This window comes from Streptomyces sp. NPDC056373, assembly GCF_042262425.1.
GTDB lineage: Bacteria > Actinomycetota > Actinomycetes > Streptomycetales > Streptomycetaceae > Streptomyces.
The window spans coordinates 331,718-343,624 of sequence record NZ_JBHJPX010000003.1; the positions used below are offsets into that span (position 1 = coordinate 331,718).

Here is an 11,907-nt window from a genome sequence, read left to right on the forward strand (position 1 = left end):
GCCTCAGCCCTCGGTGGACCGGGCGGCTCCCACGGCCGGGACCACGAGCAGGGCGACGCACCCGCCCAGCAGCATGACCGCGGACGGCGAGCCGCGGTCCAAGGCGACGCCCCCGAGGAGTGCGCCGGTCGAGATGGTCGCCTGGAAAGAGGCGGTGAACAGGACCGACGCCGCCTCCGGGGCGTCCGGGGCCGCCCGGGAGAACCAGGTCTGCGAGGCGACCGGGACGGCGCCGTAGGCCATGCCCCACACGAACAGCAGCGCCACCGCGCCCGCGTCCCATCGGCCCAGGGCCGGAAGCAGCAGGGTCGCCGCGCCGATCAGGCCGGCCGCGAGGCCGAGGACGGTGCGCGGACGCCGGCCCACCCAGGCCCCGCCCAGCCAGTTGCCGAGGACGCCTGCGGCCCCGTAGAGCAGCAGGAACGCGGTGATCGTGCCGCCGCCGGCGTGGGTGACCCGCTCCAGGAACGGGGTCACGTAGGTGTAGGTGCCGAAATGGGCCAGCACCACGAGGAACGTCAGCAGCAGCGCGAGGCGGGTGCCGGTGGTCCTCAGCAGGCCGCCGAGGACGCTCAGGCGGGTGGCCCGGACCGGGGGCAGCGGCGGCACGAGGCGCAGCAGCATGACCAGCACCCCGACGGTGAGGACCCCCATCGCCGTGAAGGCCGTCCGCCATCCGGCGAGTTCCCCGACGAGGGTGCCGGCCGGCACCCCGAGGACGGACCCCAGCGGAACGGCCGAGAAGATCACGGCCGTTGCCCGGCCGGCCGACTCCGGCGGCACCAGCCGCTCCGCGAGACCGGCCCCGATCGACCAGAAGCCGCCGATCGTGATGCCGACCATGACCCGGGAGACCAGCACGAGCCAGTAGTCGGGCGCCGCCGCGGCGAGGAAGTTCGCCAGGGCCAGGAGGAGCGTGAAGGCGCAGAGCATCAGGCGGCGGTCGAAGCGTGCCGTGGCTGCGGTGACCAGGGGAGCCGCGGCCGCCGCCAGGAAGCCGGGCATGGTCATCATCAGCCCGGCCATCCCGTCCGAGACGGTGAAGTCGGCCCCGATGGAGGTCAGCAGGCCGATCGGCAGGATCTCGGTGGTGACGATGGCGAAGATCCCGAGCGCCACCGAGACCACGGCAGCCCACCCTCCGCGTGGGGGCCGGGAGGCGGAGGGCCGGTCGTGGAGCGAGGCGGGGGTCGGTGCCGGCATGGCGATCCGTCCTGTGGGAGACAGCGCGTCCCGCTCACTCCAGCAGGGGACCCCGGGAGGTGGCTGGCAGGTCTGCGACGGCACCCGTGCCGGTCAGGGGTGATGTCGCATTCCGGCCGAAGGCGTGGCCTCTCCTAGGCCCCTATGTGCCCGTCCTTGACGGCACCGACGAACATGGCCCAGCCGCTCCGCGAGAAGACGAGGGTGGGACCGGGGGCGGCTTTGCTGTCCCGTACGGGGACGTCGGGGCGACCGGGGGCGACTTCGAGGCACTCGCCTTGATCGCCGCCGCTGTAGCTGGACTTGTACCAGCTGGTGAGGGCGACGTGCTCACTGCCGATCATGCGTATGTTCCTCCGCTGCCGCCCTGACGAGGGCCAGTGACTCCTGCTGCGACAACGCGTCGCTCAGCGCCAGAGCGTAGGCGGTCTGACAGGCACTCACCAGAGCCGGTTCGTCCATCAAGTTGCCGGTCTGGAATCCCTCGACGTAGGCCACCGGGGCCGAGTCCTCGAAGGTCATGAGGGTGAGCAGACTCTGCATGAGCGCGTGTGCCCCCACGCCGTAGGGGAGGACGTGCAGGCGCAGCCGTCCCGACTCGGCCATGTTCGCGATCTTGTGCAACTGCTCCGCCATGACCCGCGGGCCGCCTACGCGACGGCGGAGGACTGCCTCGTCGAGCAGCGTCCAGACGACGGGCTGATCGGGCCCATCGAGGATTCGACGGCGTTGCGTTCGAATGACAACGAGCTTGTCAAGTTCCTCGGTCGTGTGGTTCGGACGGTAGGCCCCGAACAGGGCGCGTGCGTAGCCGTCGGTCTGAAGCACTCCGGGAACCAGAGAGAGCGCGAACTGCTGGATCTGCATAGCTAGTTGCTCCAGCTCCGCCACCGCCGCGAAATGGTCCGTGTAGTGCGACTCCAGGTCCTCCAGCCACCGCGCGAAAAACCCGTCCGTCCCCAGCGCCCGGTCGATCCGCCGCGCGTCATCCGGCTTGGGGAGGCGCCGGCCGGCCTCGAAATGGCTGATCAGCGTGGGCGAGCACACCACCTGGTCACCCAGTTCCTCCTGGGTGAGGCGGGCGGCGGTCCGCCTCAGTCGCAGCTCCTCCCCGTACTTCTGACGCGGTGTTCGAAGCATGCGGCGTTCGTCCATCGGCCAACTCCCCTTCTTGACAAGCGCGATGTCAAGTTCCACCCCCTGGCAGGGTAGCCAGAGCCGACCCCACTCTGTGAGTGATCCGCAACAGAACGCAGTCACCACAGATGAGAAGGCAGGCAGACAGACATGGCAGACCTCATCGCCCGGCTCCTCGAACCGCTTCTCGGGTTCCTCTTCCCTCCCAGGGGGAAGCGTCGGCGATCGGATTCACCGCTCCCACCCCCGCCCCCGTACGTGTGCCCGGCGGTCTGCTGCCGTCCGGACGGGCGTCCCCTCCGGGGAGAGGACAACCGGCTGGTGCGCCCCTACCTGATGGCGGAGGTGAGCGCATGACCGGCGGGGCGTGCGACCGCGTGGTGGCCGGGCGGCTCCTGCCCTGGACCGGTGGAGACGGCAAGCCGTGCTACCTCGTGGGCGACGGAACCGGCTACGTCTCACGGCTCGCCGACGAGATCGAGGACGTGCAGATCGAGATGGCGGACCGGCTGCTCGGGCATGCCGCCGAACTCCTCGCGGAGCGCCGGGTGACGAGCGAGGAACTGCACTACCTGGCTCGGCGGCTCAGCGAGTCCCTGCGGGACGTCAAAAGGGTCGCCGAGAGCAGGGGAGCGCGGCTTGCCCAGGCGCCCCGGTCGTGACGGCGAGGGGACGGTGTCACTGCTGCTCGGTGCGGCGGGCGTACGCCCGGGCCGCGCGGGCGCGGTCGCCGCAGCGGGTGGAGCACCAGTGGCGGCGGCCGTGGCGGAGCAGGTAGCGGTTGCAGGGCGGGGAGCCGCAGGCGGTGAGGCGCTCGGCCGCGGGGGAGGTGAGCAGGTCGGCGGCGTCGGCGGCGAGGGTCGCCAGGGCGAGGTCGACGATCGCGGTGGTGGGGTGCGGGGCCGTGCGGTAGGGGCCGGTCTTGTCGTCCCACCGCAGCAGCGGGGCCGTGGGGACCCTGGTCATCGCGTCGTTGACGGCCGACACCGCCGCGGGCAGGGCGGGTACGCCGTCGACGTGGGCGGCGAACAGGGACCTGATCTGTTCGCGCAGTGAGCGCAGTTGGGCCGCGCACATCTCCCGCATGCCGGCGTCGACCGGGGCGAGGTCGCGCTGGGTCAGCCAGTGGTTCGCCTGCGCGGGGGTGCCCAGGAGATCGAGCGTGCGCCCGCCGGGAAGTGCGAGCGCGGTGTTGGCGAGGGCCAGGGAGTAGTGCTCCTCCTCGCCCTGGGCGGGCGGCGGGGCGGGCTGTTCTGTCACGGGCTCCTCCATGTTTCTCATGGTACGGCTTGCCCGCATCCGTGAGAAGCGGCTACGGTCGTCTCACGGTTCGCCCGCATCTATCCGTGAGGTGCTGCATGTCTTCTGTTCCCGTGACGACCGACATCCCCGTCCGTGCCCTCGGCGGTCCGACCGCCCTGTTCGAGTACGGCGGCCTGCGCTTCCTGACCGACCCGACCTTCGACGCCCCCGGCGACTACGCCCGGCCCGGGGGCCCGCTCCTGACCAAGACCGCGCCCGCCACCGCCACGCCCGCCGACCTCGGCGATGTGGACGTGGTGCTGCTCTCCCACGACGAGCACCCCGACAACCTCGACACCTCCGGCCGGGCCCTGCTCCCCGGCATACCGCTGACCCTGACCACGCCCGGCGGCGGTGAGCGCCTGCGCGAGAGCCTGGGGGACAAGGTCAGGGGTCTGGCCGACTGGGAGTCCGTCGAACTGGACCGGCCCGGGGGCGGCACGGTCACCGTGACCGGCGTCCCGGCTCTGCACGGCCCCGGCCCGCGCGAGCAGGTCGAGGCGTTCACCGGCCAGGTCGTCGGCTTCGTCCTGACCGGCGAGGGCCTGCCCACCGTCTACGTCAGCGGCGACAACGCCTCACTCGACGCGGTCCGCGAGATCGCCGGCCGCTTCGGCCCCGTCGACACCGCCGTGCTCTTCGCCGGCGCTCCCCGCTTCCCCGTCCTCTTCGACAACCAGGTCATCGTCCTGGACAGCGCGATGGCCGCCGAGGCCGCGCGGATCCTCGGCGCCCGCCGCGTGGTCCCCGTCCACTACGACAGCTGGGCCCACTTCACCGAGGGCCGCGAGCAACTGGAAGCCGCCTTCACCACCGCCGGGCTCGCCGGCCAGCTGGACTGGGGCAAGGACGCCTGACCTGACGTCATTTCCGCCAGAACAGGTGATGCGTCACCTTCCCGCTCGGGCTCGGCACGACATCGCGGTGGAAGCGGTCGAGCAGTTCCTCGGGGGACTCCCACAGCCGTGAGCCGGACCCGAGCACCACGTCGGGCGAGACCGCCACGTGCAGTGTGTCGACCAGGTCGGCGTCCAGGAACTGCCGGATGACCGTCGCCCCGCCCCCGAGCCGGACGTCCTTGCCCCCGGCCGCCTTGCGCGCCTGGGCGAGGACCTCGGCCGGATCCCCGCCGACGAAGTGGAACGTCGTGTCGGAGAGCGTGAACGAGGGGCGCTCGTGGTGGGTCATCACGAACACGGGCGTGTGGAAGGGCGGTTCGTCGCCCCACCAGCCCTGCCACTCGTGGTTCTCCCAGGGGCCGCGCTGCGGACTGAACTTGTTGCGGCCCATGATCTCGGCGCCGATGTTGTTGGCGAAGTCGCGTGTCAGGTAGTCGTCGAGGCCGCGACTGCCGCCCGGGCCGGTGCGGTTGGGCCAGCTCGCGGTCGCACCGGCCCAGGCGAACATCTCCCCGGGGTCGGCATGGCCGAACGGCCTCTCCAGGCTCTGGCCCTCACCGGCACCGAAGCCGTCACTCGAGACGTTGAAGTTCTGCACACGCAGCAACTGGGACACGGCGCTCCTCCTGTGGTCGATACAAGGGAGACCGCCCGGGCCGGTGAAACTCATCGGTCCGGGCCCGACGCATCAGAAAGCCCCGCTCACCCCGCCTGCCCCACCACATGGTCGATCACCTGCTTGAAGTCCGCGTCCGGGGAGAACTCCACCAACTCGGTGTCCGCCAGGGCGAGCGGCACATGCCCGGGACCCCAGTAGTACGCCTGCCCCGCCTCGTACTCCTCCTCGCCGGTGGCCGTCCGCATCCGGATCCGGCCCTTCAGCAGATAGCCCCAGTGCGGGCACTGGCACGCGTCGTCGGGCAGACCCTTGAGAGCCGGGCCCATGTCCGTGCCCTGGGGCAGAGTGATGTAGCTGATCGACATACCGCCGCCGATCGGCATGTTGCGCACCTCTACGCCGTCGCCTCCGAGAGCGACGGGTACGTCGTCGCGAGTCGCTGCCGTCATGGCTCCTCCGTCCCCGTGGACCTCGCCGTGGACCTCGCCGTGCAACCGGCCGTCGAAACGGACCTCCTCCTTCCACCCTGACCCGCCGGGTCGCCTCCCGCGACATCACGATCCGGTTGCGACGTACCGGCGGGGTCTTGATTTACCGCCGTGTAATCGATTCCATCCATCCGTCGATGTAATCGATTCCACGAGCACCCACCCGGTGCTCCCACGACTGATCCACAAGGAGGTGGAGCGGCGGTGGCCAGCATCAAGGACGTCGCTGCCGAGGCCGGCGTATCCGTCGCCACGGTCTCGCGCGTCCTGAACGATCACCCGTCGGTCAGCGCCGACGCACGCACCCGCGTGCTCGCCGCCGTCGAGACCCTGGGCTACCGCCCGAACGCCGTCGCCCGCTCCCTGCGCACCGACCAGACCCACACCCTGGGCCTGGTCATGAGCGACGTGATGAACCCCTACTTCACCGAGCTGGCCCGCTCCGTCGAGGAGGAGGCCCGCGCGCTCGGCTACAGCGTCATCATCGGCAACGCCGACGAGCGGCCGGACCTCCAGGACCACCATGTACGGAACCTGCTGGACCGCCGCATCGACGGCCTGCTCGTCTCACCCACGGACGGCGGCTCGCCGCTGATGCTGGACGCCGTACGGGCCGGGACGCCCATGGTCTTCGTGGACCGGTGGATCCCGGGCGCGGACGTGCCGGTGGTGCGGGCGGACGGCCGGACCGCCGTGCGGGACCTCGTGGCGCACCTGCACGGGCTCGGGCACCGGCGGCTGGCGATCATCGCGGGCCCGGCGGCGACCACCACCGGCCAGGAGCGCGTCGAGGCCTTCCGCGAGGCACTCGCCGCCTACGGGCTCGAACTGCCCGACGCCTACATAGGGCAGGGCGACTTCCAGGCCGAGAGCGGCCGGTCGGTCACCGAGGGCTTCCTCGACCTGGCCGAACCGCCCGAGGTCGTCTTCGCGGCGGACAACCTGATGGCGCTCGGCGCCCTGGACGCCGTACGCGCGCGTGGCCTGCGCGTACCGGACGACCTCGCGCTGGCCGCGTTCGACGACATCCGGTGGTTCGTGCACACCGATCCGCCGATCACCGCGATCGCCCAGCCCACGGGCGAGCTGGGCCGGGCCGCCGTACGGGCCCTGGTCGACCGCATCGAGGGACGTCCCGGCGAGTCCGTGACCCTCCCCGCCCGGCTCGTCGTACGCCGCTCGTGCGGCGAGAACCACACCCCAGTGCAAAGGAGCACGACGTGAGCAACGCGGACGAGTTGCTGCGCATCGAGGGCATACGGAAGACCTTCCCGGGCGTGGTCGCGCTGGACGGCGTCGACTTCGATCTGCGCCGCGGCGAGGTGCACGTCCTGCTCGGTGAGAACGGTGCCGGCAAGAGCACCCTCATCAAGATGCTCTCCGGCGCCTACACCCCCGACGCCGGGCGGATCCTGGTCGGCGGCGAGGAGACCCGCATCCAGGGTGCGCAGGACTCCGAGCGGCTCGGGATCGCCACCATCTACCAGGAGTTCAACCTGGTACCCGATCTGACGGTCGCCGAGAACATCTTCCTGGGGCGCCAGCCCCGCCGGTTCGGGATGATCGACCGGAAGAGGATGGAGGCCGACGCCGAGGTCCTGCTGAAGCGGGTCGGCGTGGACGTGGCGCCCGGCGCGCGAGTGCGTGAACTCGGCATCGCGCGCCTGCAGATGGTCGAGATCGCCAAGGCGCTCAGCCTGGACGCGCGCGTGCTCGTCATGGACGAGCCGACCGCCGTGCTCACCTCCGAGGAGGTCGACAAGCTCTTCGCGATCGTGCGCGCGCTGCGCGAGGACGGCGTCGGCATCGTCTTCATCACGCACCACCTGGAGGAGATCGCCGCGCTCGGCGACCGGGTGACGGTCATCCGGGACGGCAAGAGCGTCGGCCAGGTACCCGCGTCGACGTCCGAGGACGAGCTCGTGCGGCTCATGGTCGGACGCTCCATCGAGCAGCAGTACCCGCGCGAACGGGCCGACCGGGGCGCCGCGCTGCTGTCCGTCGAGGGACTCACCCGGGACGGCGTCTTCCACGACGTCGGCTTCGAGGTGCGCGCCGGTGAGGTCGTCGGCATCGCCGGGCTGGTCGGCGCGGGCCGTACCGAGGTCGTGCGGGCGGTCTTCGGGGCCGACGCGTACGACAAGGGCACCGTGAAGGTGTCCGGCGCCCCGATCGCGAAGTACGACGTCAACGCGGCGATGACCGCAGGCATCGGACTCGTGCCCGAGGACCGCAAGGGCCAGGGCCTGGTGCTGGACGCCTCGGTCGAGGAGAACCTGGGCCTGGTGACGCTGCGGTCGGCCACCCGCGCCGGGGTCGTCGACCTCAAGGGCCAACGCGAGTCCGCCGAGCGGATCGCGAAGCAGCTCGGCGTGCGGATGGCCGGACTCGGCCAGCACGTGCGCACGCTCTCCGGCGGCAACCAGCAGAAGGTCGTCATCGGCAAGTGGCTGCTCGCCGACACCAAGGTGCTGATCCTCGACGAGCCGACGCGCGGCATCGACGTCGGTGCCAAGGTCGAGATCTACCAGCTGATCAACGAACTCACCGCCGCCGGCGCGGCCGTCCTGATGATCTCCAGCGACCTGCCCGAGGTGCTCGGCATGAGCGACCGGGTGCTGGTGATGGCACAGGGCCGGATCGCCGGTGAACTCTCCGCCGACGAGGCGACCCAGGACGCCGTGATGGCACTCGCCGTCAGTGCCCCGCCGACCACGAGTACGACAACCAGCACGACCGGAACGGAGGCCTCCCGTGGCCACTGACACGCTCAAGAGCACGACGGGCGCGGGTGGCGCCTCGGGAGGCCTGCGCCGCCTCCTGCTCGACAACGGGGCGCTCACCGCGCTCATCGTCCTCGTCATCGCGATGTCGGCGCTGTCCGGTGACTTCCTGACGACGGACAACCTCCTCAACGTCGGCGTGCAGGCGGCCGTGACGGCCGTCCTCGCCTTCGGCGTGACCTTCGTGATCGTCTCCGCGGGCATCGACCTGTCGGTCGGCTCCGTCGCCGCGCTGTCCGCCACGGTCCTCGCCTGGAGCGCCACCTCGGCGGGCGTCCCGGTCGTCCTCGCCGTCCTGCTCGCCATAGCGACGGGCATCGTCTGCGGCCTGGTCAACGGCATCCTGATCTCCTACGGCAAGCTCCCGCCGTTCATCGCCACCCTGGCCATGCTGTCCGTGGCCCGCGGCCTGTCCCTCGTCATCTCCGAGGGCTCCCCGATCGCCTTCCCCGACTCGGTCTCCCACCTCGGCGACACCCTCGGCGGCTGGCTGCCGGTGCCGGTCCTGGTGATGGTCGTCATGGGCCTGATCGCGGCCTTCGTGCTGGGCCGGACCTACATCGGCCGCTCCATGTACGCGATCGGCGGCAACGAGGAGGCCGCGCGGCTGTCCGGCCTGCGCGTGAAGAAGCAGAAGCTCGCCATCTACGCCTTCTCCGGTGTGTTCGCCGCGGTCGCCGGTGTCGTGCTCGCGGCCCGGCTGTCCTCCGCGCAGCCCCAGGCCGCCGACGGCTACGAGCTGGACGCGATCGCCGCCGTCGTCATCGGCGGTGCCTCCCTCGCGGGCGGCACGGGCAAGGCCTCCGGCACCCTCATCGGCGCCCTGATCCTCGCGGTGCTGCGCAACGGGCTGAACCTGCTGAACGTCTCGGCGTTCTGGCAGCAGGTCGTCATCGGCGTCGTCATCGCGCTCGCGGTGCTGTTCGACACGCTGCGGCGCAAGGCGGGGGCGACCCCGGTGGCCGGTGCCTCCCAGGGAGGCAAGGGCAGGCAGGCGGCGACCTACGGGCTCGCGGCCGTGGTCACCGTCGCGATCGTCGGCGCCACGTCGTTCCTGCACAACGGCTCCGCCGCCGCGGACAAGCCCAGGATGGGCCTGTCGCTGTCGACACTCAACAACCCCTTCTTCGTGCAGATCCGGGCGGGCGCCCAGGCCGAGGCGAAGAAGCTGGGCGTGGACCTGACCGTCACGGACGCCCAGAACGACGCCTCCCAGCAGGCCAACCAGCTGCAGAACTACACCAGTTCGAACCTGGGCGCGATCATCGTCAACCCGGTGGACTCCGACGCGGCGAGCAACTCCGTGAAGGCCGCCGACAAGGCCGACATCCCGGTCATCGCCGTCGACCGGACCGTCAACAAGGCCGCGGTGGACACCCTGGTCGCCTCCGACAACGTCGCCGGCGGTGAACTCGCCGCCAAGACCGTCGCCGACAAGCTGGGCGGCAAGGGCAAGATCGTGATCCTCCAGGGCCAGGCCGGCACCTCCGCGGCCCGGGAGCGTGCGCAGGGCTTCGCGAACGGCCTCAAGGCCTACCCGGGCATCCAGGTCGTCGCCCAGCAGCCCGCCGACTTCGACCGCACCAAGGGCCTCGACGTCATGTCGAACCTGCTCCAGGCCCACCCGGACGTCCAGGGCGTCATCGCCGCCAACGACGAGATGGCGCTCGGCGCGATCAAGGCCCTGGGTTCCAGGGCCGGCAAGTCGGTCTCGGTGGTCGGCTTCGACGGCACGCCGGACGGTCTGAAGGCCGTCGAGGGCGGCACGCTGTACGCGTCCGTGGCGCAGCAGCCGTCCCAGCTGGGGAAGATCGCCGTGGACAACGCCCTGAAGGCGCTCCAGGGCAAGGACGTCGAGGAGACGGTCAAGGTGCCGGTGAAGGTGGTCACGAAGGAGAACGTGGCCGGCTTCAGCGGCTGACATCGGGGAACGGCCGGGTGGTGGTCCACGACGTGTGGCGACCACCCGGCCATGTCACTCACGTGGGGAGCAACTCATGTACGACTACGACCTGCTGGTCGTGGGGTCGGCCAACGCCGACCTGGTGATCGGAGTGGAGCGCCGGCCCGGTGCCGGCGAGACCGTGCTCGGCTCCGACCTGGCGGTCCACCCGGGCGGCAAGGGCGCGAACCAGGCGGTCGCCGCCGCCCGGCTCGGTGCCCGCACGGCCCTGCTGGCCCGGGTCGGCGACGACGCGCACGGCCGGCTGCTGCTGGACTCGCAGCGCGAGGCGGGCGTCGACACGGTGGGCGTCCTGGTGGGTGGTGCGCCGACCGGCGTCGCCCTGATCACGGTCGACCCGTCCGGGGACAACAGCATCGTCGTCTCGCCCGGCGCCAACGGCCGCCTCACCCCCGAGGACGTCAGGGCCGCGGGGTGCCTCTTCCAGGGCTCCAAGGTGGTGTCGGCGCAACTGGAGATCCCGCTGGAGACGGTGGTGGAGGCCGTACGGAACCTGGCTCCCGAGAGCCGCTTCGTGCTGAACCCCTCGCCGCCGCGCCCCCTTCCTTCGGAGCTGCTGGCGGCCTGCGACCCGCTGATCGTGAACGAGCACGAGGCGAAGGTGATCCTGGGCGACTCCGCCGTCGGGGACACCCCCGAGGACTGGGCGCGGATACTGCTCGCCAAGGGTCCGAGGTCGGTGGTGGTGACGCTGGGCGGACAAGGCGCGCTGGTGGCGTCGTCGGAGGGGGTCTCGCGGGTGCCGGCCGTGAAGGTGGACCCGGTGGACACGACGGGGGCGGGAGACTCCTTCACCGCGGCGCTGGCCTACCGGCTGGGCGCGGGCGAGTCGCTGGCCCGGGCGGCGTCGTACGCGGCTCGGGTGGGTGCCGTGACCGTGACGAAGGAGGGCGCCCAGGCGTCCTTCCCGACGGCGGCGGAGGTCGCCGGGTCATGAAGAAGGCCGGAATACTGAACCGTCACCTCGCCGGAGCGCTGGCCGGGCTCGGCCACGGCGACGGGGTGCTGGTGTGCGACGTGGGCATGCCGATCCCCGACGGCCCGCGGGTGGTGGACCTGGCCTTCCGGGCGGGCGTGCCGTCGTTCGCCGAGGTGCTGGACGGGCTGCTGGCCGAGCTGGTGGTCGAGGGGGCGACAGCCGCGCGGGAGCTGCGGGACGCCAACCCGGAGGCGGCGTCGCTGCTGGACGGGCAGTTCCCGGGGCTGGACCTGGTGTCGCACGAACGGCTCAAGGAGCTGTCCGCGGGGGCCCGGCTGATCGTCCGCACGGGCGAGGCACGGCCGTACGCGAACGTCCTGCTGCGATGCGGGGTCTTTTTCTGACACCTGCGAAGAGGGCTTCTTCCGGCACCCCGAAGGGGAGCAGGAGGCCTTGAACGTTTCGAGGGGGCCCGGTCCGTCGACCGGGCCCCCTCGGCTTTTCCCCTCCCGCCAGGAGCCCCACGATCCCCCCGGATCCCACCCCCGAGGGCCCTGACACCAAGTACGACCCCCGGGAGGCGGGAAGGGTTGC

Annotated in this window: 13 protein-coding genes; 7 read left to right on the plus strand and 6 right to left on the minus strand. The window is 71.4% G+C overall.

The features are described 5' to 3' along the window. Positions 1-3 precede the first annotated feature (3 nt). The 3 genes from ACFCXS_RS08305 to ACFCXS_RS08315 form a co-directional block, all read right to left on the minus strand. Entirely contained in the window at positions 4-1,203 is a 1,200-nt protein-coding gene (locus ACFCXS_RS08305; RefSeq protein WP_376642246.1) for an MFS transporter, read from the minus strand. A gap of 134 nt (positions 1,204-1,337) precedes the next feature. After that, positions 1,338-1,547 carry a DUF397 domain-containing protein gene (locus ACFCXS_RS08310; protein WP_376642247.1) on the minus strand — a complete coding sequence of 70 codons (210 nt, stop codon included), beginning with the start codon at positions 1,545-1,547 and terminating at the stop codon, positions 1,338-1,340. Further along, positions 1,534-2,358: a Scr1 family TA system antitoxin-like transcriptional regulator gene (locus ACFCXS_RS08315; RefSeq protein WP_376642420.1), complete on the minus strand. Its 825-nt coding sequence runs from the start codon at positions 2,356-2,358 to the stop codon at positions 1,534-1,536. The genes ACFCXS_RS08310 and ACFCXS_RS08315 overlap by 14 nt, the downstream gene beginning before the upstream one ends. Before the next feature lie 335 nt (positions 2,359-2,693). On the opposite strand from ACFCXS_RS08315, the gene ACFCXS_RS08320 reads away from it, so the two are divergent. Next, a complete protein-coding gene (locus ACFCXS_RS08320) occupies positions 2,694-3,002 on the plus strand; it encodes a hypothetical protein (RefSeq protein ID WP_376642248.1) in 309 nt (102 codons plus the stop codon). Between the two features lie 16 nt (positions 3,003-3,018). Here the strand turns inward: ACFCXS_RS08320 and ACFCXS_RS08325 are convergent, their stop codons facing one another. After that, positions 3,019-3,612, minus strand: a complete 594-nt coding sequence (locus ACFCXS_RS08325; RefSeq protein WP_376642249.1) for an ABATE domain-containing protein — start codon at positions 3,610-3,612, stop codon at positions 3,019-3,021. Between the two features lie 86 nt (positions 3,613-3,698). Between ACFCXS_RS08325 and ACFCXS_RS08330 the strand changes: the two genes are divergently transcribed. Next, positions 3,699-4,499, plus strand: coding sequence for an MBL fold metallo-hydrolase (locus tag ACFCXS_RS08330; protein WP_376642250.1), 801 nt, complete (start codon positions 3,699-3,701; stop codon positions 4,497-4,499). A gap of 7 nt (positions 4,500-4,506) precedes the next feature. Here ACFCXS_RS08330 and ACFCXS_RS08335 read toward each other — a convergent pair whose 3' ends face one another. Both ACFCXS_RS08335 and ACFCXS_RS08340 read right to left on the minus strand, forming a co-directional pair. Beyond that, entirely contained in the window at positions 4,507-5,157 is a 651-nt protein-coding gene (locus ACFCXS_RS08335) for a dihydrofolate reductase family protein (protein WP_376642251.1), read from the minus strand. 86 nt (positions 5,158-5,243) lie between these two features. Then, positions 5,244-5,609 carry a hypothetical protein gene (locus ACFCXS_RS08340; RefSeq protein WP_376642252.1) on the minus strand — a complete coding sequence of 122 codons (366 nt, stop codon included), beginning with the start codon at positions 5,607-5,609 and terminating at the stop codon, positions 5,244-5,246. A gap of 243 nt (positions 5,610-5,852) precedes the next feature. Here ACFCXS_RS08340 and ACFCXS_RS08345 point away from each other — a divergent pair, with 243 nt between their 5' ends. The 5 genes from ACFCXS_RS08345 (at position 5,853) to rbsD (ending at position 11,717) form a co-directional block, all read left to right on the plus strand. Beyond that, on the plus strand, positions 5,853-6,872 hold the full coding sequence (locus tag ACFCXS_RS08345; protein ID WP_376642253.1) for a LacI family DNA-binding transcriptional regulator: 1,020 nt from the start codon (positions 5,853-5,855) through the stop codon (positions 6,870-6,872). Further along, complete coding sequence (locus tag ACFCXS_RS08350; RefSeq protein ID WP_376642254.1) at positions 6,869-8,413, plus strand: sugar ABC transporter ATP-binding protein; 1,545 nt, start codon at positions 6,869-6,871, stop codon at positions 8,411-8,413. The genes ACFCXS_RS08345 and ACFCXS_RS08350 overlap by 4 nt, the downstream gene beginning before the upstream one ends. Next, positions 8,403-10,352, plus strand: coding sequence for a substrate-binding domain-containing protein (locus tag ACFCXS_RS08355; RefSeq protein WP_376642255.1), 1,950 nt, complete (start codon positions 8,403-8,405; stop codon positions 10,350-10,352). The genes ACFCXS_RS08350 and ACFCXS_RS08355 overlap by 11 nt, the downstream gene beginning before the upstream one ends. Before the next feature lie 76 nt (positions 10,353-10,428). Then, positions 10,429-11,331: a ribokinase gene (locus tag ACFCXS_RS08360; RefSeq protein WP_376642256.1), complete on the plus strand. Its 903-nt coding sequence runs from the start codon at positions 10,429-10,431 to the stop codon at positions 11,329-11,331. Further along, complete coding sequence (rbsD, locus tag ACFCXS_RS08365) at positions 11,328-11,717, plus strand: D-ribose pyranase (RefSeq protein ID WP_376642257.1); 390 nt, start codon at positions 11,328-11,330, stop codon at positions 11,715-11,717. Before ACFCXS_RS08360 ends, rbsD begins: the two co-directional genes overlap by 4 nt. The last annotated feature ends 190 nt before the right edge of the window (positions 11,718-11,907 follow it).

What these genes read in the sequence shown, in the direction of transcription:
- ACFCXS_RS08305 (WP_376642246.1), bottom strand. Translation starts at nt 1,203, where the DNA reads ATGCCGGCACCGACCCCCGCCTCGCTCCACGACCGGCCCTCCGCCTCC.
- ACFCXS_RS08310 (WP_376642247.1), bottom strand. Translation starts at nt 1,547, where the DNA reads ATGATCGGCAGTGAGCACGTCGCCCTCACCAGCTGGTACAAGTCCAGC.
- ACFCXS_RS08315 (WP_376642420.1), bottom strand. Translation starts at nt 2,358, where the DNA reads ATGGACGAACGCCGCATGCTTCGAACACCGCGTCAGAAGTACGGGGAG.
- ACFCXS_RS08320 (WP_376642248.1), top strand. Translation starts at nt 2,694, where the DNA reads ATGACCGGCGGGGCGTGCGACCGCGTGGTGGCCGGGCGGCTCCTGCCC.
- ACFCXS_RS08325 (WP_376642249.1), bottom strand. Translation starts at nt 3,612, where the DNA reads ATGGAGGAGCCCGTGACAGAACAGCCCGCCCCGCCGCCCGCCCAGGGC.
- ACFCXS_RS08330 (WP_376642250.1), top strand. Translation starts at nt 3,699, where the DNA reads ATGTCTTCTGTTCCCGTGACGACCGACATCCCCGTCCGTGCCCTCGGC.
- ACFCXS_RS08340 (WP_376642252.1), bottom strand. Translation starts at nt 5,609, where the DNA reads ATGACGGCAGCGACTCGCGACGACGTACCCGTCGCTCTCGGAGGCGAC.
- ACFCXS_RS08360 (WP_376642256.1), top strand. Translation starts at nt 10,429, where the DNA reads ATGTACGACTACGACCTGCTGGTCGTGGGGTCGGCCAACGCCGACCTG.
- rbsD (WP_376642257.1), top strand. Translation starts at nt 11,328, where the DNA reads ATGAAGAAGGCCGGAATACTGAACCGTCACCTCGCCGGAGCGCTGGCC.